The organism is Citrobacter sp. RHBSTW-01044, from assembly GCF_013781945.1.
Taxonomy (GTDB): Bacteria; Pseudomonadota; Gammaproteobacteria; order Enterobacterales; family Enterobacteriaceae; genus Citrobacter; species Citrobacter braakii.
Genome location: NZ_CP056180.1, coordinates 865,674 through 890,850, shown reverse-complemented (window position 1 = coordinate 890,850; position 25,177 = coordinate 865,674). Strand labels below are relative to the sequence as shown.

The following is a 25,177-nucleotide window of genomic DNA, read 5'->3' as shown; positions in this document are numbered from 1 at the left end:
TCGCCCGCAACTAGCGCAGATCTTTGACCGCTACATGGTCCATATCATCAAAGACCTGGTTTTCGCCGACCATGCCCCAAATGAACGTATAAGCTTTTGTGCCAACGCCGGAGTGAATTGACCAGCTCGGCGAAATCACCGCCTGCTCGTTGTGCATCACAATATGACGCGTTTCCTGAGGCTGCCCCATCATGTGGAAGACGCAGGTATCTTCTTCCATATTGAAATAGAAATAGACTTCCATACGACGTTCATGGGTATGACACGGCATGGTGTTCCACAGGTTACCCGGCGCCAGTTCGGTCAGACCCATACTCAACTGGCAGGTTTCCAGCACATCCGGCACAAAATATTTGTTGATGGTACGACGGTTACTGGTGAGGTCATCGCCCAGCGTTACTGGCGCAACGTCTGCTGGCGTGACTTTTTTGGTTGGATAAGTCGTGTGGGCCGGCGCGCAGTTATAGTAAAACTTCGCTGGTTTCGCCGTATCGATGCTGGCGAATACCACTTCTTTGGCCCCTTTCCCGACGTACAGCGCGTCACGATGACCAATTTCATAGCACTGGCCGTCAACGGTAATCGTGCCCGGGCCACCGATGTTAATCACACCCAGCTCACGACGCTCGAGGAAGTAGGTTACGCCCAGCTGTTTGCCGACTTCGCCACCCACAGAGACGGTTTTGGCCACTGGCATAATGCCGCCAACAATGATGCGGTCAATGTGGCTGTAGACCATGGTGTATTCATCTGCGACAAACACTTCTTCGACCAAAAACTCATTACGTAGCTCCTGAGTGTCCAGGGTTTTCGCATGCGCACTATGGATGCTTTGTCTTACGTCCACATTTACCTCCAGTGATAAATTGACCGTGAATGCTTAAACGAATAGCAAAACGCTGTTCCGTTTTATCTTATGCGCTCATGATATCCCTCCCGGAATGGGTTTTCAATTACAAATAAAACAACGTTTCACTTTTTCTGCATCTTATTATCAAAAGTGTAATTGCGATCACGCTAGCGCATATAAATCGCGGGAATGGTTTCAATAAAATTATTTAAAACAATTAGATAGATAAAAATAAACAAGAGTAGTTCATGAGGGGTTGGGGTAAGACATTGAAAATACAGCCAGCCTCACACGCCGTTCACACACCTTTTCTAACAAAGTGCGCTGTTAATCACATGAAATGAAACGTCGTTTTGATACGTTAGCAGAGTTTAGAGTGTATGTTTCTGTAACTGGCCTTGCCCTCCTGTTGGAGGGCTTTTTTATAGATGCAGGGGATATACAGCGGGAAAGGCGTTTAAGCAGAGAAAACTTCGGGTGGTTAATCTCGTTCGATAGCGAGCGCCACGCCCTGACCACCGCCGATACATAACGTTGCCAGCCCTTTGTGCGCCCGACGCTTCACCATTTCATGCACCAGTGAAACCAGAATACGGCAGCCAGATGCGCCAATCGGATGACCGAGCGCAATGGCTCCGCCGTTCACATTCACTCGCCGTTCATCCCACTCCAGCATTTTTCCAACGGACAATGCCTGTGCGGCAAAGGCTTCGTTGGCCTCGATAAGATCAACATCAGCCAGTTGCCAGCCCACACGCTCAAGGCAACGGCGCGTCGCGTACACCGGCGCAATTCCCATGAGCGCGGGATCGACCCCGACGCTGGCAAAGGCACGAATGCGAGCCAGCACCGGCAAATTCAGCTCCAGGGCCTTAGCCTCGCTCATCATCATCACCGCAGCGGCGCCATCATTGATGGATGACGCGTTGCCCGCGGTTACTGAACCGAGCCTGTCGAAGGTCGGATCCAGACGCGCCAGCCCTTCTGCGCTGGCATCGGTGCGCGGCTGTTCGTCGGTATCCACCACGAACGATTGCCCATTACGCTGCGTTACCACCGGCACGATTTCATCTTTAAAGCGCCCGGCGTCAATTGCCATCCGCGCCTTGTGCTGCGAATGCAGTGCGTAGGCATCCTGCAGTTCACGGCTGATGCCATATTCCCGCGCCAGATTTTCCGCAGTCACGCCCATATGGTAATCGTTGAAAGCGTCCCACAGGCCGTCATGCACCAGGCTGTCGACCAGTTGACTGTTGCCCAACTGTGCGCCGGTACGGCTATCAGTAAGGACATGCGGCGCACGGCTCATATTCTCTTGTCCGCCCGCAATGACAATGTCGGCTTCGCCGCACTGGATAGCCTGGGTCGCCAGATGCAGCGCTTTCAGACCCGAGCCGCAGACATCGTTAATGGTGATGGCGGAGACGGTATTGGGTAGCCCACCATTGATGGCGGACTGACGCGCCGGGTTTTGCCCGGCACCTGCGGTAAGCACTTGCCCGAGGATCACTTCATCCACAGCGTGAACGTCCACGCCCGTGCGATCCAGTAACGCCCTGACTACCATGCTACCTAATTCAACGGCAGAGTGGCGCGCCAGCGTCCCCTGGAAGCAGCCGATTGGTGTCCGTAACGCCCCGACTATCACAACCTCTTTCATCACCACCTCAGCGCAAAATAACACCGCAATAGTAGATGATTGTTAAAAAGAGTTATCAAGGTTGTTTAAAAACGGTGATTTTTATCACAAAGGAAATTCGTATCATTTATTGGTCATCTGAACGCCACTCTGCTGTAAATGGTCGCGCAGCCAACTTCCCGCCACGCCAGGCGGTGATTTCTTATTCCACAGCAGATCGATAGAGATAGCCTTTGGCCAGCCGGGCAGCATCAATTGGACCAGCGGTTTTTCTGCCGCAAACTCCTCCACCAGCGCACAAGGGAGCGCGCACCAGCCGAATCCCTGCACCGCCATACTCAGCAGCAACAAATAGTTAGGCGCCGACCAGACGGGGCCGCGCGCCACGTTGGTGCCGCTCTCCAGATAGGTATTCAGCCGCAGCTCTCGCCAGGTATGTAGCTGTTCCCACTGCAGTTTTTCTTGAGTCGCCAGTGGATGCGATGCCGCAACGTATAATCCCATCCAGGTTTGCATCGGCAGACGCGTGACGCCCATGTCGGTCGGGTAATCCTCCCGCGCTTCGATCAACCCAACCTGAGCACGTCCTTTTTGCAGCAGATCGATCACGTCTTCATCTTCGCCAATCAGACATTCAAACTCGGTATGGGGAAACTTGTGGTCAAACTGCACCATCAATTCTTCCAGCACATCCGGATGCAGCGTGTCAGACAAAACGAAGGTCAGACGCGCTTCCGTTTCACCCGACAGCGAAATCGCTGCCTCATCAAGACGTTCGCTGGCCGTCAAAATTGCCTGCACATAGCCCAGCACCCGCTTACCTTCTTCGGTTAGCGTCGGCTGACGTGATGAGCGGTCAAACAGCGCAAAACCAAGATCGGCTTCCAGATGCGCAATGGCCGTGCTGATGGTGGACTGACTTTTACGCAGCCGCCGGGCCGCAGCAGAAAATGAGCCGCAGGAAACGGTCTCCACAAATGCCGTTAACGCTTCAGGGGAGTAACGCATGAACTATCTACTTTATCGATGGATACTATCTTTTAGATATCACATAAAACGATAAAATTGCCACCATTCCGTTATCCGGGCATCAAAGAAGGTTTTAGATTATGCAACACGATACAGTCCAACGCCGCTCGTTACTGGAGCGAATTTTTCATGCCGTCTGCTTTGAAGGCATTGCCACCGCGATCCTCGCACCAACCACCGCATGGTTGATGCAGCGCTCGGTGCTGGAAATGGGCGGACTGACCATTCTTCTCGCCACGACGGCGATGATCTGGAATATCATTTATAACGCCCTGTTTGACCGACTGTGGCCGTCGCACCTGGTAAAACGTACGGCTAAAGTGCGGGCATTCCACGCCTTAGGCTTCGAGAGCGGTTTTATTGTCATCGGGGTGAGCATCGTGGCGTATGTGCTGAACGTCAGCCTGCTCCAGGCATTCACGCTGGAAATAGGTTTCTTCCTGTTCTTCCTGCCATACACCATGTTCTATAACTGGGCTTATGACACTTTACGCGAGCGCGTTATGAAGCGTCGCCAGCAGCGCGTTACTGCCTGATAATTCAAACAATAGCCGGAATCTTCTCGGTTCCGGCTTTTGATCCATTCACTCGCCCGCTTGTTGACACCTCCCCCAGCTCCTGCCATTTGTGGTAAATTGCGCTTCTTTTTGTTTATTTTATAGTTGATACGTTCAAATAATGTCGAAATTTTGGTCAAAAGAAGAGACTCTCTGGAGCTTCGCACTATATGGGACTGCCGTCGGCGCAGGAACCCTCTTCCTCCCCATACAGCTGGGTTCTGCAGGCGCGGTGGTACTGTTTATCACCGCACTCGTCGCCTGGCCTTTAACCTACTGGCCGCACAAGGCGCTGTGCCAGTTTATCCTGTCCTCAAAAACCTCGGCAGGTGAAGGGATCACTGGTGCAGTTACGCACTACTACGGCAAAAAGATAGGCAGCCTGATCACGACCCTCTATTTTATTGCCTTCTTTGTGGTGGTGCTGATCTACGCCGTGGCGATAACCAATTCACTCACTGAACAACTGGCAAAACATATCGCCATCGATCTGCGTGTTCGCATGCTGGTCAGTCTTGGCGTGGTGCTGGTGCTGAACTTGATTTTTCTGATGGGCCGACAAGCAACCATTCGGGTAATGGGCTTTCTGGTGTTCCCGCTCATCGCGTACTTTTTGTTCCTTTCGCTCTACCTGACCGGAAGCTGGCAGCCAACGCTACTCACCGGCCAGATGTCCTTCGATCAGCACACGCTTCATCAGGTTTGGATATCTATTCCCGTGATGGTTTTTGCTTTTAGCCATACGCCAATTATCTCGACGTTCGCCATCGACCGACGTGAGAAATATGGCGAGCAGGCCATGGGTAAATGCAAAAAAATCATGAAGGTAGCCTACGTCATCATCTGCCTGAGCGTGCTGTTTTTCGTCTTCAGCTGTTTGCTTTCGATTCCGACAAACTATATCGAGGACGCGAAAAATGAAGGGGTGACCATTCTGTCAGCGCTATCGATGATGCCAAACGCACCAGCATGGCTGTCGATTTCTGGGATCATTGTCGCCGTCGTGGCGATGTCAAAATCGTTCCTCGGCACCTACTTTGGCGTGATTGAAGGGGCAACCGAGGTGGTAAAAACATCGTTGCATCAGGTGGGAGTGAAGAAAAGCCGGGCCTTTAACCGCGCCCTGTCCATTATGCTGGTTTCGACCATTACGTTTATCATTTGCTGCATTAACCCTAATGCAATTTCAATGATTTACGCGATTAGCGGGCCGCTGATTGCCATGATTCTGTTTATCATGCCGACATTATCTACCTATCTGATCCCGGCGCTAAAGCCGTACCGTTCAGTGGGTAATCTGATCACCCTGATTGTCGGTCTGCTGTGCGTATCTGTGATGTTTTTTGGCTAGAACGTGTTTTTAACGGCTCATTCATCAGTATGGGGATGAGCCGTTAAACTGACTTATTTGATGTACGAATCGAGTACCTTCAAAACCACATCCAAATCTTCTTCGCGCTTAATTTCATCGCCCTGATGCACAATGTGCTCGGTCAGATGACCTTTAATCACCTCGCGCATTAACCCGTTTACCGCACCGCGGATCGCCGCTATTTGCTGCAATACCGCCGCGCATTCATGCGGTTCATCCAGCATGGTTTTCAACGCCGCTACCTGCCCCTGAATCTTACTGGCTCGGGCTTTCAGCTTTTGTTTGTCGCGGATCGTATGTGACATAGCAATACCTTTTCAACGTCTGGCTGTAGCGACAATACCATCGTCATTCTACTGGGGGGTAGTATTTAATACTGGGGGGGAGTAGAATCTGGCAAAATTAAACAACTAAGAATCATTCTCATGGGTGAGTTTTCTACGCTTCTTCAGCAAGGCAACGCCTGGTTTTTCATTCCCAGCGCGATTCTATTAGGAGTGTTACACGGTCTGGAACCGGGGCATTCCAAGACGATGATGGCGGCCTTTATTATTGCCATTAAGGGGACCATCAAACAGGCGGTGATGCTGGGGCTGGCGGCAACGCTGTCGCATACCGCAGTGGTATGGCTGATTGCGCTCGGCGGGATGTATATCAGCAAAGCCTTTACTGCCCAGGCCGTTGAGCCCTGGCTGCAGTTTGTCTCGGCGATTATTATTCTCGGGACCGCATTCTGGATGTTCTGGCGAACCTGGCAGGGAGAACAGAACTGGCTGACCCAGACGCATCATGACCACGATCATGAGCATCACCATGATCATGATGACCATCACCACCATCATAACCACGGTGAAGCTCACCACCATCATCACGAACATGACCACGATCATAACCATGCTGCGTTAGCAGGGCTGAGCGAGGGTTCGAAAGAGTATCAGGACGCGCACGAGCGGGCACATGCTACCGATATTCAGCGCCGCTTTGCAGGCAAAGAGGTCACCAACGGCCAAATATTATTGTTTGGTCTGACCGGCGGGTTGATCCCTTGCCCTGCCGCCATTACGGTACTGCTGATTTGCATCCAGCTCAAAGCCTTCACGCTGGGTGCCACTATGGTGCTGTGCTTCAGCCTCGGGCTGGCGCTAACGCTGGTAACGGTGGGCGTGGGAGCGGCAATCAGCGTGCAGCAGGCGGCCAAACGCTGGAGCGGATTTAACACACTGGCACGCAAAGCGCCCTATTTTTCCAGCGCGCTTATCGCGATGGTCGGCTTATATATGGGGATTCACGGCTATATGGGGATCGTCGGTTAACGAGCAGAGAGCGCAGCAGCGATTGCCGCTGCGCATCAAACCAGGCTAGCTTGCGACGTTCCCCCACACCAGTTGGCCTTTATGGAAGGTCGCGGTGCGTGGGGAGATTCGCGCGACCGCTTCCGCTGAGCAGGAGGCATCCACCAGTACAAAGCTGGCTTCATCCTGCGCCTTCGGCCAGACGCGCTCACCTTTATCGTTAAGTGGCAGCACATCGCCGGTGGCGAGGAACAGCGCTCGTGACAGGTTGAGTTCATTGGGACGAATATACAGCTGCGCGTACAGATTCGCCTTCTCCAGCATGTCTCCAAGCCCGTACGGCGACCAGTGGTCAATCACACTGTCAGTCCCGGTAATCACTTCCACGCCTTTGTCACGCAGCTGCTTGAGCGGCATATGCAAGGTACCGATCGGCACCGTCGAGGCAATGGTAATCTGCTGCGCCGCCATGCGGCTCGCCAGCGCATCCACCTGCTGTTCGTTCAGCGTTGCCAGCGCAAATGCGTGGCTGATGGTCAGTTTGCCCTTCAACTGCGGCGTTTTCTCCACCGTTTCCACCATGTAATTCACCGCCGCAACGCCTGCCGGGCTGGTTTCATGCAGATGGATATCCACGCCTTTATCGTAATCCAGCGCAATCTGGAACATGGTGTCGAGGGATTTTTCCATCGCCCCATCCACGCTGGTTGGGTCCAGACCGCCGACGTAATGCGCCCCCGCTTGCATTGCTTCACGCATCAACGGTTCAGACTTCGATAACAGCAGGCCATGCTGCGGAAACGCCACGATTTCACAGGCAAAACCCGGCTGGCGACGCGCCAGCACCGCCTGCAGATTTTCCAGGTTTTTCAGCCCGGAAACCGGTTCGATATTGCAGTGGCTGCGGGCGATCGAGGTGCCCTTTGATTGCAGCAGATCGATGAGCTTTTCCGCGCGCTCCTGCGTGTAAGGCTGGAGTTCAGGCAGCAGTTTTTGCTCAAGGCGGATCATATCCTGAATGGTGGTGCCAGCCGGGCGATTCAGCGAACGCCAGGGACCGCCGTAAAAGGTTTTATCCAGATGGATGTGCATGTCGCGCATGGCGGGCAGCATCAGCTTTCCACCCGCATCGTAGTGCGGCAGCGTCGCATCCGGATGCTGCTTATTCTCACGCAGGGCAACAATTTTCCCGTCCTGAATTTCAACGGTTTGCAGCGCGGTACGGGTATGCACCACCACCGAGTTTTCGTAATCAAACCCCGCTTCCAGCAGGACGTTATCCAGGTAATAGTGCTTATCGTTAATCGTCATTGTGCTCTTCGCCCCGCAGGTGTTCCCGACAGGATTAGCAGCATACGCGACTGGAGCCACTGCGCCAAACAGCGCGGCAGCGGTCACCATTTTTCCGCTCTGACTTAAAAATTCACGGCGGCTGTTACTTTCCTTCATTCACATTTCCTCTCAGGAATGGACAATATGGGTGCCCGTTTCGCCGCGCAGTGCGGCCGGCAGGCATTCCGGCGTGGTGATGATCACTCGCTTACCGCCACGCGCCAGGAACGCCAGACTGGCAACGATTTTGGGTAACATGCTCCCCGGCGGGAAATGTCCCTCCTGCATGTAACGGGTCATCGTTGCGACATCCACCTTATCCAGCGCCTGCTGGTTGGGTTTGCCAAAATGAATACAGACCTGCTCGACGCCGGTGGTGATCACCAGAATGTCAGCGTGGATCTCCTGCGCCAGCAGAGCCGTGGAGAGATCTTTATCAATCACCGCATCCACACTCTGATAATCCCCCTGATCGCTACGCACCACCGGGATCCCGCCGCCGCCCGCGCCAATCACCACAAAGCCTTGCTGGGTCAGCGTTTTGATTGCCTCCGCCTCGACAATACGCTTCGGTTCCGGAGAGGCGACGACCCGGCGGTAGCCGCGTCCCGAATCTTCAACAAAGCGCCAGCCCGGATTGACCCGCTGCAGTTCATCGCGCTGCGCTTCGCTAAAGAACGCGCCGATAGGCTTGGTCGGGTTAGCGAAGCCCGGATCGTTTTTGTCGACCTCCACCTGCGTGACCACCGTAACCGCCTTCTGCTCACCACGCCGCGCCAGGCGGTTGTTCAGCGCCTGTTGGATCAGATAGCCGATCCCGCCCTGCGTATCGGCGACGCAGTTTGCCAGCGGGGTGAGCGGCAACCCTTCACGCTCATGCGCGATTTCCGCACGCCGTAGATCCAGCCCCACCTGCGGCCCGTTTCCGTGCGTCAGCACAATGTTGTAGTCCGATGCCAACATCTCCAGCACCGTGTCCGCCACCGCTTTCACCGCTTCAGCCTGGTGCTCAATCGACTGGCTGGCGTTATCTTTGATAATGCTGTTGCCGCCAATGGCAACGACCACAAGTTCTTTCATAGTGTTATCTTCCGCTTACAGGCGATTCAGGTCGTTTTCGTCGGTTCCTGCTCAGGCGCAGTCACCGCTTCACGGCTATCAAGAACATGCTTGAGGACAAACATGCCGCTCATCATCAGGTAGGCCACAACAAACATCATCGAACTGCCTTCTGCAAAGCCAACCGCCGGAGAGTGGATCACACCAAACAGCGATAACAGCGCGCCAAAAGCTGCGGCAATCGCCCCACGCAGCGGCTTATTCATAATGGCGAAGATAGCGACGCAGCCCCACAGCATACTGGCCAGCGGCGCGCCGCTTCCCAGATGCACCAGCCCATCGTAATAGACACCTTTGCTGTGCAGCAGGTCGCTGCCCAGTTTCCCCGCGGATGTTCCGGCGGCGCCCATCACGCTGTTGACGATGGTCAACGCCCAGTTAGCGATCCACGGGAACAAGCAGATAAAGATAACGGGAACCTCGACTTTGGGCGTCTCTCGCACCACCTGGTTGGCGGTCACCACGCCGATAAACACCAGAATCGGCACTATCGCAGTCATCGGAATAATCGCGAGCATAAACGCCCCCAGCCCAAACAGCGGTACCAGGAACATGGTGATGCCTGAAGCGAGGGTATAACCGATGCTGGCCCCCATCGCTTTCCAGCCCGCATGCCCAACATATACGGTCACCGGGAATGGGTTGCCCAGCATGCAGCCGAGCATGGAGGCAAAACCGTTCGCCATCATGACTTTACGGGTGTTGTACTCATCACCCGCCGCATGCGCACTTTCAATATTCTCAAGGTCAAAAATGTAGTTCGCCAGACCCAGAGGAACCGCAGAAGCCAGGTACGGCAGCGCGTGCGGCAAACCCTGCAGGAAGCTGTCGACATGGATTTCCGGCGGGTTGAAGCCAAAGGAAGACATCGAAGATTTAATGGCTTCCGGGCTTTGCAAACCGGAGATCCACGCCAACGCTGTACCGGCAATCAGCAACAGCAAACCGGTGGGGATGCGGGCAAAAATCGGCTTCTTACCGAACCAGTTAATGAAGATCAACAACAAGACGATGAAAGAGACGGTCGGCGCTTCAAATGCCTGCAGCATCGGGTTCATCGCCAGCAGCAACAGTCCCAGACCGGACAGACAAGAAAGTAATACCGTACGCGGGATCATCTTGCGGATGGTCTCGCCCAGGAAGGAGCCGCCGACCAGGATCAACGCTTCGACAAAGCACCACACCAGAGCTATCTGGATAGCAAAGTTGGCATCTTTGGTTTGCTGATATACCGGCATTAGCACCAGGAAGGTCACGGTAAAAATTGACGGTGCGCTCGGCCCGGATGGCAGCGCCGTCACGTCTTTACGCCCGGTGTGCTTTGCCATCTGCAGGCCAAACCAGGCGTAGCAGACGCTGGCCACCAGCACCGCCAGACCAAAGGCAGGCGCAATGCGACCATAGACAATTTCGGTAGGGATCCCGACGACAAAAATGAGCAGCCCCATCATTGTCAGCAGGTTAGTCAGGTTGTTGGTCATCAGCCCAAAGTAAGCAGCCCAGTCACCACGTTTCCATTCTAGTTTTATGCTGTTCATGGAATATCCTTAACAGGTTAAGCATCGTTTGCGATCCCGGGGATCGCCCAGCCCTGCAGGTAAGCAACGTTTTTTGCTTCGCTACTGTGGGGCTAACAGCGTTAGCCCCGATTGTTGTTATTGGCAGTAGCGGTCGCGCCAGTTGAGGATCGCCTTTTCAAAACAGGCGAACGGCGGATGCACTATTCCGGCGCCGATCATGCCGATCCCCGCATCTTTGTGCGCAATTGCGGTGTTAATCACCGGCAGAATGCCGGTGCTACCCACGCGCGTAATGTCGATAGCGGTCGGTACGCCCATAAAACCAAGTAACGGAATGGTAACGTTGGGGTTTTCGCCGAGAGTGATTTCACGCATCTGGCGAGAGAAATCGACCGCCTCTTCAACCGTACCGCCCACCAGCGCCACGATGGCCGGTGCCGTGGCCATGGCAAAACCGCCGATGCCGTAGGTTTCGGTAATTGCGCTATCACCGATATCACGTCCGGAATCTTCGGGCTTATAGCCCGCAAACATTGGGCCAATCACCTGCTGCGCCGGACCGGTAAACCACTGACCCGGTAAGCCGCTGATGCGCAGACCGAATTCAACGCCGTTACGCGCCATCGTCGTGACTACGGTGCTGTATTCGATCCCGTGTGCGGCGTCCATTGCGGCTTTACACATCGCCATCCAGGTCGGTCCGGAGAAGTAATCGCTGCTGAGGACGAACTCGAATACCTCACGCTGCTGCTCAACCGGATAGCCAGTCTGAATAATCCACGGCGTCAGTGCCTGTATCAGTAGCGCCGTCCCGGCGTTATTGCGGTTATGACACTCATCGCCCATGTGCAGCGCCTGCGCCAGCATCAGGCGCAGATCGATTTCGCCCGCCAGCTTCATGGCGTCGCGCAGCATCGGTCCCATCACATCGCGCATCCAGTTCAGGCGATCGATAACGCTCTGATCGTTCGCGCCCATGCGCAGGATCTTCGCCATCTGCTCGCTCATATTGGTGTATGCGCGGTTGCCGTAGGTTTTGTTCTCGACGATGTGCATAAACATCGACGCCGACGTCACACCCGCCATCGAACCGACACAGTCATGCTCGTGGCACGGTGAGAAGATGATTTCACCCGAGGCGGCCAGGTCGGCGGCTTCATCCAGATCTTTCGCCAGCCCTTCAAACACCAAAGCCCCGGTGACCGCGCCCTTCATTGCGCCGCACATTTTTTCCCAGCAGATGGGCGGTCCGGCGTGCAGGATGGTGTTGCGGGTCATGCCCGGCACGACGTTGATCGCCTGGTCATAGCCAATCAGCACCGGATGCGACTGGATAATGCGTTCCAGCGCCTGCTGGTTAGCGGCAGCGATTTTGTCAGCCAGCGGCGAATCGGCAATTTCGTCCAGTGCGGCCACGACCTGCATGTTGCCCTGGCCCGGCGGCGTCCAGTCGAGCTGGGTCACGGGAACATTCTGCTTTTTCAGGTCATCGCTGAACATCGCGATGCCGACGTTAATCACGTTCAGCGGCTGGTTAAACAGTGTCTGGCTCATCAGGCTTCCTCCCCTTTACAGATAAATTCACGCGCCAGCAATCCGGTATTGGTGCTACTGCTCGCCCAGATCACGCCTGCATCGGTCAGCATCTGGCACTGTTTTTCCAGCGACGGCGTATCGAGATCGGTTCCCAGCACGTAGCCGAGGATCTCAAGCGGACGCCCCTCTGCGGCGGCGATCGCTTTGGCTTCGACGATCGCCTCGATCATCACGCCAACCGGATCTTCATGTGATCCATATCCAAGAACAAAGTCCATAACGATCACGCCGACTTCAGGATCGCGTGCTTCCTGCAACAGACGACTAATGCGGTTGGTTGGATCGATCATCGGGTGCGGTTTACCGTTGGTAAAATCGTCATCTCCGAAATCAAGGAAGGTATGTCCCACGCTGCGGTTGAGATCTGTCAGGCGAAAAGCCGGATCCGGATGAATGTTGCTGTAAACCTCCGCATGTTTTTCCATGGCAGCAAACATCGCCTCATCGCACAGCGTGCCGCCACAGAACAAGCCGCGAATGTACTTTTGCTGCGGGGTCAGGCGGGCGCGGACCTCTTCAATCAGCGGCCAGTTGAGCGGATGCAGATCCAGACTCTCTTTTTTCACGCCAGTCAGCAGTACCGCTTTCAGCGCCGTCTCTTTAGTGCCGCGTGCAAACAGCAGACCGTTTTCATCCGCAGGCGCGGCTTCACGTCCGAGGAAACACACCACGACGGGCTTATGGCAGGCGCGCGCACGTTCCAGCACTTTGCGCGCCACTGTTGGCGCAGGAGGTTTGGAGATAAGCGCGATGATCTCGGTTTGCGGATCGGCCTCCAGCATACCAATCGCGTCAAGCATCATCAGGCCGCCAATCTTTTCGCTCAGATCGCGTCCACCGGTGCCAATCAGTTGGGAAATCCCGCCGCCAAACTCGTGAATGCGTACGCTCAGCTCCTGGCTACCGGTACCGGAGGCGCCAACAATTCCGATGTTGCCGCGACGCACCGCATTGCCAAAACACAGCGCCGCGCCGTTAATAATGGCGGTTCCGCAATCGGGCCCCATCATCAGCAGCCCTTTTTCATGCGCCAGCTGCTTGAGCGCCAGTTCGTCTTCAAGAGAGACGTTGTCAGAGAACAGCATCACGTTGAGGTTATTTTGCAGCGCCTGACGCGCTTCACGCGCGGCAAACAGACCATTGACCGAGATCACCGCCAGGTTGCTGTCAGGAACATGCTTCTTCGCACTGGCAAGCGTGGCATAGCGCGCTTCATGCTGCCCCCCTTGCTCTTTATGCGTAAACAAGTCTTCAATCGCCACCAGCGTCTGATCGTTCGCCGCCTCGCTGGCACCTTTAATGACAATCATCAGGTCGCCACTTTTCGCCTCTTCAAGTTCAGGCGTGAGCAGACCGAGATTCTTCAGTACGCCCTTATTCATTTCTGTCGCCATAGCCACGAACGCCTGCTCAACGCCATCGAGCTTATTTGCGCGTGTGGAGATAGACATCAGTGAGACAGAATCAAAATACGTGTTCTTTTTAACAACTATCCTGATCGACATAATTCCCTCCGGACCTGTGGCTCAGGGCGCAGGCATCCGCCATGCCATACAGCATGTCGCAGCCAGAACTTGAGCCGATATTTTTAATGTCAGTAATATATTGCGTAGAAACGGGTTGTTGCTCTGTAATAATATGGTTCAGCAGCCGTCCGACGCTTTCCCGATAACGTTGATGAAAGGCTTCCTCTAGCGTTATTTTGCTGAGTAGCGTGGTATTATTTCCGGCACGTTGTAAGGCTGCTAAAAAATCATCACGATATTTCCCCAGCGGATGTCCAGGAATAAATAAAATAGTGCTTAAACCCACTAAATAGTCATCAGATGAGGGCGTCAGACCAATCCCCAGACCAATTAAATGGCTGACCGCTGTAGAGATATTTTCTCCTGTCTGCAACGCCGCCAGTAATGTTTGTCGGCGATTAAGTAATTGGCGGGTGATTTCCAGATAAAACGGGTTATCACCCTGGTACAGAAATAATGTGTCAGCGCTTCTTAGCTGTTGGCGGATAACCTCTTCCCAGCGCAGCCAGCGGATTGCAGCAAGGCTTATTGCATCAGGCCTCCACTGTGGTATGCGCCACGGCAGACAACCGGAAGTTTCTATCCATTTATCGTTGCCAACGGCTATCCCCGATTCGGTAAAACTGACTCTCTCACCGGGGTGAAACAGCTCTTCACAATGCGTCAGCGCCAGCCGACAGCTGTTAGGCGCGTTATCACAACCTTCACTCAGTAACGTCAGCAACCGCTGCTGTTCAGGTATCAACAGGTTTACCGCGCGGGAAAAAACCTGTTCAACCCGTCCCGTTCCCCGGAAAGCGAGAAACGCGCCGTCTGCGGTTAGCGCCCGTACGCATCGCCGTGATGGCGTAGCGATAGTAGCGCTCCTCTGTCAGGCTCCGGCCGCAATCAGCAGCTCGGCAATTTCGTGGTATCCTTTCTCCCGCGCCAGCTCCAGCGGGGTTTTACCGTATTTATCCGTCATGTGCGGGTTTGCGCCATGGTCGAGCAGCAGCTTGACGATTTCCTGCTGTTTCGCGCCGCCGTCATTAAGCACGATGGCTTCCAGTAACGGCGTCCAGCCGACAAAGTTGGTATGATTAACATTGATATCGGTACGCAGCAGCAGTTCGCGCACGATCTCTACATGACCTTTTTCGCTGGCTGGCGTAATACCGACGCCGCCAAAACGGCTCAGGCAATTAAGATCGGGATTGGCCGGTAATACGGTACGCAGCAGCGTTAAATCGTTAGTCAGACAGCTAATCAGGAATGGATTAAAACAGGTTTGATCCTGTTTATTAATATCGGCACCGGCAGCAATCAATAAAGAAACACAGTCATAATGTTTATTCAGGCTGGCAATAATTATGGCAGTGCGCCCCTGGCGGTTAGTGGCATTAATATCCACATTTTTTGCCAGGCAGGATTTTAATCCATCGGCATCACCCTGCTCTGCCGCCAGCAGAAATTCAGTAATGAGTTCTTTCTCTGACATAATCGCTCTCCTGCAGTTTTTTAGACTTTTTAAATATCCGATAAGTTGAGAATAGCAACAGAGTGCAGAGAATAATATCCGCTTAAATTTCATTCATCGTAAGCGTGTCGATTATTGAATAAAATTTAACAATGAGAACAAAACGTGCTGTAGTGCAATCTTTTCCTTATGACAGAGCCGCTTTTAGCCATTAATCAGTTGTCAGGAAAATCAGGCGTGATGCTACACGGATAGCGGCCTGCAATTAATATACAGAAGTGTGATTGCCTTCAAATCAATTGTAAAACTAGTGTTAAATTCTGTTCAAAACTGATTGCTCTGCATAAGGATTACAAATACATTCAACAATCATCGCGTCGCGGATGTGCGTTTGTCGCCGGAGGGGAGGAAGATGAATTCAATTTTTACCGAGGAAAACCTGCTGGCATTTACGATGGCAGCCCGCTACAGCAGCTTCAGCAAGGCGGCTGAGGAACTTGGCTTAACCACATCAGCAATTAGTTACACCATTAAGCGCATGGAGCTGGGGCTCGACGTGGTGCTGTTTACCCGCAGTACCCGCAGCATTGAGCTGACTGAGTCCGGACGCTATCTGTTTCGCAAGGCGACCGACCTGCTCAACGATTTCCACGCCATCAAGCGCAGTATTGATACCATTGCTCAGGGCATTGAAGCCCGGGTACGCATCTGTATTAATCAACTGTTGTATACCCCTCAACATACGGCACGACTGCTGCAGGTACTCAAGAAACAGTTTCCAACCTGCCAGATAACCGTCACCACCGAGGTGTATAACGGCGTCTGGGATTCGATCATTAACAACCTCGCCAACATCGCTATCGGCGCGCCGGATACGTTACTGGACGGCGGGGGGATTGATTACACCGAGATCGGCGCGATCCGTTGGTCATTTGCGATTGCCCCGGATCATCCGCTGGCTTTTATGCCTGAACCGATCTCTGAGAGCCAGCTGCGCCTGTACCCGAACATCATGGTGGAAGACACCGCGCACACCATCAACAAGAAGGTCGGCTGGCTGTTACACGGACAGGAGTCGATTCTGGTTCCTGATTTTAATACCAAATGCCAGTGCCAGATCCTGGGTGAGGGCATCGGTTTTCTGCCGGACTATATGGTACGCGAGGCGATGGAAAAGTCGTTGCTGGTCACGCGGCAGATCCACAACCCGCGTCAGGATTCAAGGATGCTGCTGGCGACCCAGCATTCGGCTACCGGTCGTGTAACCCAATGGATTAAAAAAGAGTTTGGCCCACAAGGGGTATTGACGGGAATTTATCAGGATTTGCTGCATCGGGAGTGATGCGCCGGACGGCGGTCATGCCTTCCGGCGTACGTAAGATTATCAGGCGCGAATATCGTCATACTCGCGGGTTTTATCAAACTCATGTTTGGCAAACGGGCACAGCGGAATAACTTTGCGGTTTTCGGCGCGCATTTTCTCCACCACCTTCGCCACCAGCAGTTTACCGACCCCCTGGCCTTTCAGGCTGGGGTCGACATCGGTATGTTCAATGATGCTCAGATGCTCACCCGTCGGCACGAAGACAATCTCGGCAACCTGATTGCCTTCGGCATCGTTAACATAAAATTTGTTGTGGCCTGCAAGAATTTCCATGGTCCCCTCACTCATTTCTGGCGATATTTCAGCGCACCGCTCGGACAGGTATCAATCACTTTAATGACCGTCGCGACATCCACTTCATCCGGAATGATCCACGGTTTACGCTTCAGGTTAAAAAGCGCTGCGCTTCCCCGCACGCAGTTGCCCGAATGTTGACATATCGCCGTATTGAAGTAGACGTCAATCTTCTCACCGGTATAGGCCCGGTAACCGGCATCCAGTAGTTCCTTATCCACGACATTGCCTCGCATTTTTTTATTGTCTGGGTCTAATCATAGACCTGTGCGAGGCTGAAGGAAGCAACTGAAAGTAGAAATATCACTCAGGCCTTTTCTGCAACAACGGCTGCGGCTCTGGCGGCAAATACTCCAGCATCGCAGGCGTCGGCGGCGGTAGACGGTTATCGGCGATATCCCTGTCCACATCGATATGACTGATTTCACCACTTTCATGATGGTGAACCGTCAGCACCCGCGCTTTGTTCAGCTCTGTCACCAGTTCCCGGGTAATACGTAAACTTTCCGCCAGCTCATGATCTTCCAGTCCGGGCCTGCGACTGCGACGTTCCACCCGAAAACGAAACTGGTTGTACTTCGCCCAACCAATCAGCACCAGTCCGTTGACCAGCGCGACAAGGATGTAAAACGTGACCGTATCCAGCGTGGTGAAAAAGGGTCGCACGCCTATATAAGGTGAGTGCGCCAGAGCGGTGATCAGCCCTTTATAGATCAAATATAAAAAGCCAACCCAGGCAAAAAGCGTTAACAACACGTCAATGATGCGCGGCAGCAAACGCTGCTCCGTAAAGATCAGCGGCTGGCTCATGATTCGATCCTCCCAATTCCACGATCGGGACTCACCCAACGCGCCCTGCCGCGTTTGCGTTTGAGCATTACTTTCGGGAAAGCGACCAGCGTGGTGAACAGGCTTAGCATCCAGTACACCACCGGGAACCAGATAATCCAGAACAACGACGCGCCAATGCCTTTTTCATAGCGCCGCTCAATCATCAGACTCACCGCAAACTGCAGCAAGCACACCACGCCGAGGATTAGCCCAGTAAAGGCCGGCGGGAACAGATGTTGTACATACAGCGAGTCCGGCATCGGGATCATCAGCCCTAACAGGAACAGCACGATACTGATCGCATAGGCAAACGCCCAGGTGGTAGAAAAACAGAACTCAAAAAACAGCGGCCACATACGGCGATATTCCCATGACCACAGGCGGCGCATGTTCACGATAAACACCTCCGCACCGCCTTGCGCCCAGCGCAGTCGTTGTTTCCATAACCCTCTTAACGTTTCAGGCATCAGGATCCAGCACAGTGCGCGCGGCTCAAAGAATATCGACCAGTGGCGCAATTGCAGCTTCCAACTGATATCGATGTCTTCGGTGATCATGTCCGGGCTCCAGTAACCGACCTCGGCCAGTGCGCGACGACGAAACGCAGCAACCACGCCGGAAACGGTAAAGATCTGCCCATAAACTCGCTGAGTACGCTTAATCAAGCCGATAATGGAAGAAAACTCCCCGACCTGCACCCGACCGATTAAGGTGGAGCGGGTTCGAATACGTGGGTTCCCGGTCACCGCACCGACGCGCGGGAACTGGATAAGCGGCGCCACAATATAGGCAACGGCATCACGGTCCAGTAACGCATCGCCATCAATACACACCAGGTAATCACTGCGCGCCGCTGCTGCCCCGGTCTTGAGCGCCAGCGCTTTGCCCTGGTTTTCAGCCAGATGAATCACCCGCAGACTGGGGTATTCCACCGCCAGTTGTTCCAGCACGTCGTGGGTGTCATCCGTTGAACCATCGTTGATGGCAATCACTTCAATATTTTTATATCGCTGCGCCAGCGCGGCCTCAATGGTTTCGCGCGCATTGATCCCTTCGTTAAAACAGGGGATCAGAATGGAAACCAGCGGATTCCCCTCCAGCGTCGGTGGCGGTGTGTCATCTCCCCATTTCCAGTGACGCTCACGGTAGAACCAGAAATAGACCCCGCCGCTTATCCACAAAGCAGACATAAACAAGGGCCAGAAGAAGACGAAGTTCAACATCACTTCACCTGTAAAGATGACCGCCACGCCAAACGGCAGGCTGAACATCAGGCAAAGTATCAGGAAAGCAATTATGCGATCGGTCATTTTTGCGGGTACCAGTATGAGGAGAACGTCGAACGAATCTCTGACATCTCAGGTTTGTCGCTGATGAAATCATCCGGGTAATAGCCGTAGTTACCTGCACCGCTTAATTTCAGCTGGCGCATCCATTCGGCTATTTGTTTTCCGCTGATTTCAGCCTCGTCCCCGGATTTACGCCAGTCTCGTGCCTGTAGTTCAAACACGGTTTTGTCCAGCGCGCCGGGCGTTTGTGCAACGGCATTCACTAATCTGTCGAGCCAGGCGTTGGCATCATTAGCCGGGATCTGCTCCATGAAAGGCATCGCCATCGGTGCCGTCCAGTCATAGGTATTGAGGAAATCATTCAGGTTCTGCGCAAACCAGGCTTCACTCTCCGGCTCCAGTACCGGCATGGCGTAAATATTGCGCGCCGTCTGCACCTGCGGACCGCGAATATTACGCACCGCCTGGGTCAGTTGTTTGGTGAAGTCGATCAGCACCTTACTTTTCAGTCGCGTCCAGCGCTCGAACGCCTGTGGATTGCTACGGATTTGCTCAATGCTTCCGGGAAGCCCTGCGGCGCGGTAGGCAGCCAACGCCTCCGGTGACGCGTCTTCAAAGTCCGTCAGGAAAGCATCGTCATGGAACAAAATCCCTTTGAAGCTGGCGTGTTTGGCCAGGTCTTCATAGATTTCAGTGATGCGCTGACGCGCTTCGCTGCTCCAGGGGGACAGACGGACATAATTCTCGCGGTTGATCGCTGTACGTCCCGTTTTCGGATCCCAGGCAGTTACGCGTGGGATGGAAGCGTCGAGATCGAAAGCCAGAACCGGCATCCAGGCATACACCGTCACCCCTGCCCGCGTTTGTAACTGCCAGGAGATATAGTTAAAGAGGTCGGCACGCATCGGCAGCCAGCGGTTAGGGAAATAGAGCTCGCGAATATTTCCGTCGCCCTGCGGATCGGCGTAGGCCTGCAGGAAGACATGAGAAATACGCATGTCATAAACGCGCTGGATGAGTTTGTCGATGTTTCGCTTCTGCTGAGCAGGGTCCTTGTCATACACGTAATCCAGATCGACATGCATCACGCGCATCGTCTGCGGTTCACGTACCTGAGCGACCTGGCTGGCAAAGCGCTTAAGAGAGGGGTTATCAGAGATTAGCACGCGCGGGATGTCATCAAGAAACGCGGCATTCGCCAACCCTTCGTTGAGCGTGAAGGCCATCTTATAGCCATGCTCTTTAGCCAGGTTTAACGTTGTGCCATTGGCCGCACCGTAAGGCCAGACCCACGCGCGCGGTGATTTCCCGGTCACCGATTTGATCTTGTTGGTGATGAGAGAGATATCCGCGTTTATACGGCGCGTGTACTGTTCATCCGTTTCGTAAGTGCCGGTTTTCTTATCATACAGGCGGTTCGCCACCGCCGGTTCTTTACTTCCCTGCGGGTTGGCTTGTGCACCGAAATGCGAATTCCAGGTGTGCGCACCGACTTCCACCAACGGTGATTTGCCCATCTCTTCGACCATTTTCCAGGTGGCGAATTTATCTCGCGCCGTCATTAAGCCGCCAAAATCGACTTTTTTGTTGGCGGGAGCATCAACCCAACTCCCCACCGGCGCCCAAAGCGCAGGCCAGTTGTAGGCTTTCAGCAGCGGCCAGACGCGGGTATAAAAACTGCTATATCCGTCATCAAAGGTGAGTAATACCGCTTTTTCCGGCAACACGATTTTACCGTCATGGGCGTCCAGGATTTGCTGCACGCTGATCGGGTTATAGCCATTATCACGCAGCCAGGCCATTTGGTCGCTCAACGCGCTGGTGCGCACAGAAAGATAGCGCTGGTCGGCGGCACCATCCTCGACATCGTGGTAGCCGAGCACCAGGAAGCTATTTTTCGGCCACGGATGATCCGCCGTCAGCGGCGTTCTCTCTGCGGGAGGAACGTAGCGAGGCGTTGTATTGTGCGCGCTACTGCACGCGGTAATCATCAACCAGCCAGCGATTAATGCGCTAAGCCACAGGCATCTTTTCAGCATGAACAATCCTTAAAACCTGACATTTAAATCGAAAGCGAGGGAGATATTCCGCTCACGTTTACCGTCGTAGGGGCGTTTATCCCAAATCAGCATCACCCCGCCATCTACGACGTTGTTCCATTTGAGCCGTTGTCCGTATCCCACCTGAACGATGGCACCAGCGTCCTGGCCTTGCTGCCAATAGCCACCTACGCCAGCCAGACCTTGCTGCGTCCACACGGTGTCATAATGGCGGTAAAGAACCTGCTCCGCGCTCAGAGCCGGTACCACGGAAAAATCACTCTTCGGGTTGTAATACGGCACATTCTCTTTGGTGTTGGTGCTCCCGCCGATGCCCGGGGTAAAGTCCAGGGTGAAGCGCGGCGTTGTCCACATGCGCTCTTTTCCGCTGAGTCCGTATTCGATGCGATCGTTACCATCTGAGAAATGTGATGCGGCAAACGACAGTTGATATTCACGTCGTTCGTTTTGATACCAGCGAACAAACATATCGCCGCCGTTGGCATACACGCCGCTACGCAGCGCGCGCAGTGGCGTATTACGCGACAAGCGCTCGGCCGAACCGCCTACGCGCCAGTTGTCATTGAAGTCATGCCAGCCGGAAAGACGACCGCCAATTTTCTGACCATCGCCATAATTTCGGCCAGAGACTTCCATTTCTGCCCAGTAGTCGCGGGAAGTCCATTCCGCCCCCGCCGCCAGATCGCGGCTGATGCCTTTACCTTCCTCAAATTCGCCGGTAGCAAAGTTGAATCCAGTAAACAAGCGCCAGTTGTCGTTAATTGGCGGACTGTAAATGGCAGTATTGATGTTGAAGTCATTCTTACCGCTGACCGGGCTATCGGACGAGATCCCTTGTGTGCCGCTAATGCGCACTTCCGACATTTTGTGGACATCACGAATACGCGCGAGGCGCAGCGTCGCTTCATCATCCGGGCTACGGGCGATGACGTCATCCGTCAGTTCATCGGCCTGCCTCCATTCCTGGAGATCCAACGCAACATAAGCCTGCTGACGTTCCAGTTCCAGGTTGCTTGGCTCAATCACTTCCGCCAGCTTCAGCTCTTTCTCCGCCGCATGCGGCAAGCCACGTGCTTCAAGAACGGAGGCATAAGATATGCGCAGCCCCTGGTTACCTGAACCTGTTCGCGCCAGATGCTCTGCGAGCTTTTCAGCCTCAGGTAGTTCATTGGCAGCAATATAATATTGCGTCAGCATCGACTGTCCGAGCAGCCAGTTATCGTTAGGCTGCGGCGTTGGCGAACCATAGATGCGTCGCAGGTACGGACTCTCTTTGATTAGGTTTTCGGCCTGTTTTTTAGCGGCATCAAAGTTTTCATTATCGATATGCGCGTAGAACAGATCCTGTTGATCCTCAGGACCAAGCGGCGTAACGGGAATCGGTCCATTCGGGTAGTAGATGCTCATCAGCATCGCTTCGGTTTTTTCTGGCTGGCGTTCGCTTAACCATGCCGATGCTACCCAGCGTTTTGCGTAGTTTGGCACTTCGCCGCTCGCAGAAAGCGATTCGTATTCCTTAATCACTTCAGACGTTCGCTTACGAACCAGCAAAGCCCCCATGCGGTCAATTCTCGCCCGACGGACATCATTCTGCGCGGACGGCTCATCCTTCCAGGCAGCCAGCAACTGGTCATAGCGGGCCAGCGCTTTATCCGCCACGATAAACCGCTCTTCTTCATTACGTGCGGACGTATAGGAGGAACGTACCATTTCGGCGGCCGCATCAAGCTCAAGGCGACGCTTCACAGGATCTGCCGTAGGCACTACCTCCGCCATATTTAAGGCGGGCCCGGAAACACGGTTTGCTGACAGAGCAGACAGCAGCGTAGATTTTGCATTTTTGTTGCCAGGATCAACGTCATCTGCCTGGCTGGCAACCAACAGCGCGTCCCAGTTTTTTCCCTGAGAATGATATACGTAGGCAAGTAGCGCATCGGAGTCAGCACCCGGATGTGCCTGTGCCCATTTATTCGCTTCAGTAAGGGCTTGCTGATTGTAGCGAGCATCTGCCAACGTCATTATCCAGCCGGTGCGTACGTCAACGTTGTCAGGCTCTTCCTGTAAAACGCTTTCCCATACCGCCAATGAATCATTCCAGTTTTTCTGGTTACGGTACGCACGTGCAGCGGCGACTTTGCCGCGTGCAGGCACATCCATCTGCCCACGATAGCGCTGCCAGATTTCAATAGTGGCTTTATCGTTGTTATCAACCCAACTGGAAACTTGCAGCCAGTCGGCAACCTGATTTGGCGTTAGCGCGCTTTGCTTTCCCTGATCCTCTAGATAACGCAATAACGGTGCACTATTACCACCCCGCGCTTCAATAACCAAAGCGTCATAATCTGATGTCGCTGCAGAGATTTGCATAGGGAAAAGAACGCTTGCCGTAAATAAACAGCTTAAAGACTTAAAACGTTTAATGAAGTTGGCATGTCGACGCATACTTAACATATCTGCCCTTATAACTTACATCAGAGTAAAAATAAGCGTTTTCAATATATTACAGTCAGTTACTTACGATACCCGACCATGTAAGATGCAATGCCGCTTATTTTGCAATAGGGTTATGAAGCAATTAATTCTTTCGTCTTATTGACTACCCGCGCCTCGCCCTCTAATCGTGGGAAAGCAGGCGTAAACTCGAAAATTTTATCACTCAGCGTAGTTCGTGGCTATGCGATACGAAAACTCTTAGACAAAAAAGTATTTTAGACTAAATAATCCTAATACTCTTGGGATTGAATTCTGGATTTAGATTAAGTTTGCATGACGAAACCTTGTGACGATGATAACTATTGCTGGTTGGCATAGCTACACCGCGCAACTGTTTGCATGGTAACTATTGTGTGCGGATAGAGAAAGTTCTGATAATAATGCCCCTGATAACAACAAAGATAACAATGTAAATAATATAACCTAATTTTAAGTTTCGAACAGGGTCGATAAAATGAAATTAAAGGTACAGTCATAAGCAGAACTAAGTACAGTAAAAAAAACAGTAAAAACTCAATAAAATCAAATGACTTCTTGACCTATCCTAGAAATCTACCAAAATTGGTATTTTGGTATCCGCCATAATACGTGCGCGAAGAATTGTGCATTGCTCAACTCGCTAAAGTATTTACCAACCTTGCGTATTATTGACAGTATCAACCACACCCCGTTTACCCTTACAATTTGAAAGCTTATTTACATTGAAAATAATTTATATACCCTAAATAATTCGAGTTACATGAAGGCGGCAAGTGAGTAAATCCCCAGGAGTTTAGCGAACTATGTGACTGAAGTGAGCTAGCGTAGCCAAGGTACATGCAGCTTAAAGAATGACGGGTATAGACACATAATTTTTTGCACTTACCTTCCCTCCAGCCTTTGAGGTAATTTGGACAAAGATGCCAATGGGAGCTGGTCAATGAAAATCGTTAACGCTGAAAAAAAACACATCCCCGCCATACGCGATATCTACGCCCATCATGTTAATCACGGTACCGGCAGCTTTGAAACTGACCCGCCGGATACCCGCGAGATGCAGGATCGTCTGGAAAAAATCCGCAGTCTGGGACTGCCATGGGTTGTCGCATTGCAAGAAGATAAGGTCATCGGGTATTGCTATCTCACCCGTTACCGCGAGCGTTATGCCTATCGCTATACCCTCGAAGATTCGATTTATATTGACCCGACGGCACAGCGTCAGGGGGTGGGAAAAGCGTTGCTACGCCATGTAATTGAGTGGGCTGAAACGCAGGGTTATCGGCAGTTGATCGCTATCGTCGGCGACAGCAATAATCAGGGATCGCTGAAAGTCCATCAGCAGGCCGGATTTACGAAAATAGGTACGCTGACGAACATTGGATTCAAGCATGGGCTCTGGCTTGATACGGTATTAATGCAACGCAGCCTGGGCACAGGTAACAGTACGCTACCAGCGGATTTCGATGCCGCTATTTAACATTGCTAAGGGATGACTTCAGGATACTGTCTTCTGGTAACCCTCAGACAAACAGAACCACAATCAGGTATAACGTAGTTAT

General features: G+C 53.1%; 22 protein-coding genes. 5 read left to right on the top strand and 17 right to left on the bottom strand.

Translation table 11 applies throughout. The annotated features are described in order from the left end of the window. Positions 1-10 precede the first annotated feature (10 nt). The 3 genes from kduI to HV352_RS04310 form a co-directional block, all read right to left on the bottom strand. Positions 11-847 carry a 5-dehydro-4-deoxy-D-glucuronate isomerase gene (gene kduI, locus HV352_RS04320; RefSeq protein WP_016154287.1) on the bottom strand — a complete coding sequence of 279 codons (837 nt, stop codon included), beginning with the start codon at positions 845-847 and terminating at the stop codon, positions 11-13. Positions 848-1,331: 484 nt separating this feature from the next. Next, on the bottom strand, positions 1,332-2,510 hold the full coding sequence (locus HV352_RS04315) for an acetyl-CoA C-acetyltransferase (RefSeq protein ID WP_181635221.1): 1,179 nt from the start codon (positions 2,508-2,510) through the stop codon (positions 1,332-1,334). A gap of 102 nt (positions 2,511-2,612) precedes the next feature. Then, entirely contained in the window at positions 2,613-3,497 is an 885-nt protein-coding gene (locus HV352_RS04310; protein WP_016154289.1) for a LysR family transcriptional regulator, read from the bottom strand. Between the two features lie 101 nt (positions 3,498-3,598). Here HV352_RS04310 and HV352_RS04305 point away from each other — a divergent pair, with 101 nt between their 5' ends. Further along, a complete protein-coding gene (locus HV352_RS04305) occupies positions 3,599-4,054 on the top strand; it encodes a multidrug/biocide efflux PACE transporter (RefSeq protein ID WP_016154290.1) in 456 nt (151 codons plus the stop codon). A gap of 142 nt (positions 4,055-4,196) precedes the next feature. After that, positions 4,197-5,426: an amino acid permease gene (locus HV352_RS04300; protein WP_029139645.1), complete on the top strand. Its 1,230-nt coding sequence runs from the start codon at positions 4,197-4,199 to the stop codon at positions 5,424-5,426. A 53-nt stretch (positions 5,427-5,479) separates the two neighbouring features. Here HV352_RS04300 and rcnR read toward each other — a convergent pair whose 3' ends face one another. Further along, positions 5,480-5,752, bottom strand: a complete 273-nt coding sequence (gene rcnR, locus HV352_RS04295; protein ID WP_016154292.1) for a Ni(II)/Co(II)-binding transcriptional repressor RcnR — start codon at positions 5,750-5,752, stop codon at positions 5,480-5,482. A gap of 120 nt (positions 5,753-5,872) precedes the next feature. Here rcnR and HV352_RS04290 point away from each other — a divergent pair, with 120 nt between their 5' ends. Continuing rightward, positions 5,873-6,760 (top strand): nickel/cobalt efflux protein RcnA, encoded by an 888-nt coding sequence (locus tag HV352_RS04290; protein ID WP_080859173.1) that lies wholly within the window; start codon positions 5,873-5,875, stop codon positions 6,758-6,760. 45 nt (positions 6,761-6,805) lie between these two features. Here HV352_RS04290 and HV352_RS04285 read toward each other — a convergent pair whose 3' ends face one another. The 7 genes from HV352_RS04285 to HV352_RS04255 all read right to left on the bottom strand — a co-directional run bounded on the left by HV352_RS04285 (position 6,806) and on the right by HV352_RS04255 (position 15,309). Beyond that, a complete protein-coding gene (locus tag HV352_RS04285) occupies positions 6,806-8,188 on the bottom strand; it encodes an amidohydrolase family protein (RefSeq protein ID WP_016157391.1) in 1,383 nt (460 codons plus the stop codon). A 12-nt stretch (positions 8,189-8,200) separates the two neighbouring features. After that, positions 8,201-9,151, bottom strand: a complete 951-nt coding sequence (locus HV352_RS04280; protein ID WP_019077612.1) for a carbamate kinase family protein — start codon at positions 9,149-9,151, stop codon at positions 8,201-8,203. A gap of 26 nt (positions 9,152-9,177) precedes the next feature. Next, positions 9,178-10,728: a hypothetical protein gene (locus tag HV352_RS04275; protein ID WP_016154296.1), complete on the bottom strand. Its 1,551-nt coding sequence runs from the start codon at positions 10,726-10,728 to the stop codon at positions 9,178-9,180. A 117-nt stretch (positions 10,729-10,845) separates the two neighbouring features. Then, positions 10,846-12,264: a DUF1116 domain-containing protein gene (locus HV352_RS04270; RefSeq protein ID WP_016154297.1), complete on the bottom strand. Its 1,419-nt coding sequence runs from the start codon at positions 12,262-12,264 to the stop codon at positions 10,846-10,848. Continuing rightward, positions 12,264-13,811 (bottom strand): acyl-CoA synthetase FdrA, encoded by a 1,548-nt coding sequence (gene fdrA, locus HV352_RS04265; RefSeq protein ID WP_019077613.1) that lies wholly within the window; start codon positions 13,809-13,811, stop codon positions 12,264-12,266. The genes HV352_RS04270 and fdrA overlap by 1 nt, the downstream gene beginning before the upstream one ends. After that, positions 13,789-14,577: a DUF2877 domain-containing protein gene (locus HV352_RS04260; protein ID WP_109017262.1), complete on the bottom strand. Its 789-nt coding sequence runs from the start codon at positions 14,575-14,577 to the stop codon at positions 13,789-13,791. Before HV352_RS04260 ends, fdrA begins: the two co-directional genes overlap by 23 nt. Before the next feature lie 126 nt (positions 14,578-14,703). Next, entirely contained in the window at positions 14,704-15,309 is a 606-nt protein-coding gene (locus HV352_RS04255; RefSeq protein WP_016157395.1) for an ankyrin repeat domain-containing protein, read from the bottom strand. A 391-nt stretch (positions 15,310-15,700) separates the two neighbouring features. On the opposite strand from HV352_RS04255, the gene HV352_RS04250 reads away from it, so the two are divergent. After that, positions 15,701-16,630, top strand: coding sequence for a LysR substrate-binding domain-containing protein (locus HV352_RS04250; RefSeq protein WP_016154301.1), 930 nt, complete (start codon positions 15,701-15,703; stop codon positions 16,628-16,630). A 42-nt stretch (positions 16,631-16,672) separates the two neighbouring features. Here the strand turns inward: HV352_RS04250 and HV352_RS04245 are convergent, their stop codons facing one another. The 6 genes from HV352_RS04245 to pgaA all read right to left on the bottom strand — a co-directional run bounded on the left by HV352_RS04245 (position 16,673) and on the right by pgaA (position 23,597). Next, entirely contained in the window at positions 16,673-16,945 is a 273-nt protein-coding gene (locus HV352_RS04245; RefSeq protein ID WP_016157396.1) for a GNAT family N-acetyltransferase, read from the bottom strand. A gap of 11 nt (positions 16,946-16,956) precedes the next feature. Next, positions 16,957-17,187 carry a 4Fe-4S mono-cluster protein YjdI gene (gene yjdI / locus HV352_RS04240; protein ID WP_016154303.1) on the bottom strand — a complete coding sequence of 77 codons (231 nt, stop codon included), beginning with the start codon at positions 17,185-17,187 and terminating at the stop codon, positions 16,957-16,959. 82 nt (positions 17,188-17,269) lie between these two features. Next, positions 17,270-17,776, bottom strand: coding sequence for a poly-beta-1,6-N-acetyl-D-glucosamine biosynthesis protein PgaD (gene pgaD, locus HV352_RS04235; protein WP_016154304.1), 507 nt, complete (start codon positions 17,774-17,776; stop codon positions 17,270-17,272). Continuing rightward, positions 17,773-19,107: a poly-beta-1,6-N-acetyl-D-glucosamine synthase gene (pgaC, locus tag HV352_RS04230; protein WP_016154305.1), complete on the bottom strand. Its 1,335-nt coding sequence runs from the start codon at positions 19,105-19,107 to the stop codon at positions 17,773-17,775. The genes pgaD and pgaC overlap by 4 nt, the downstream gene beginning before the upstream one ends. Beyond that, positions 19,104-21,125 (bottom strand): poly-beta-1,6-N-acetyl-D-glucosamine N-deacetylase PgaB, encoded by a 2,022-nt coding sequence (gene pgaB / locus HV352_RS04225; RefSeq protein WP_016157399.1) that lies wholly within the window; start codon positions 21,123-21,125, stop codon positions 19,104-19,106. Before pgaB ends, pgaC begins: the two co-directional genes overlap by 4 nt. A 9-nt stretch (positions 21,126-21,134) precedes the next feature. Beyond that, the gene (gene pgaA, locus HV352_RS04220; protein ID WP_075847466.1) at positions 21,135-23,597 is read right to left on the bottom strand and encodes a poly-beta-1,6 N-acetyl-D-glucosamine export porin PgaA; all 2,463 of its coding nucleotides are present in this window, start codon (positions 23,595-23,597) and stop codon (positions 21,135-21,137) included. 961 nt (positions 23,598-24,558) lie between these two features. Here pgaA and HV352_RS04215 point away from each other — a divergent pair. Then, positions 24,559-25,095, top strand: coding sequence for a GNAT family N-acetyltransferase (locus HV352_RS04215; protein ID WP_016157400.1), 537 nt, complete (start codon positions 24,559-24,561; stop codon positions 25,093-25,095). The last annotated feature ends 82 nt before the right edge of the window (positions 25,096-25,177 follow it).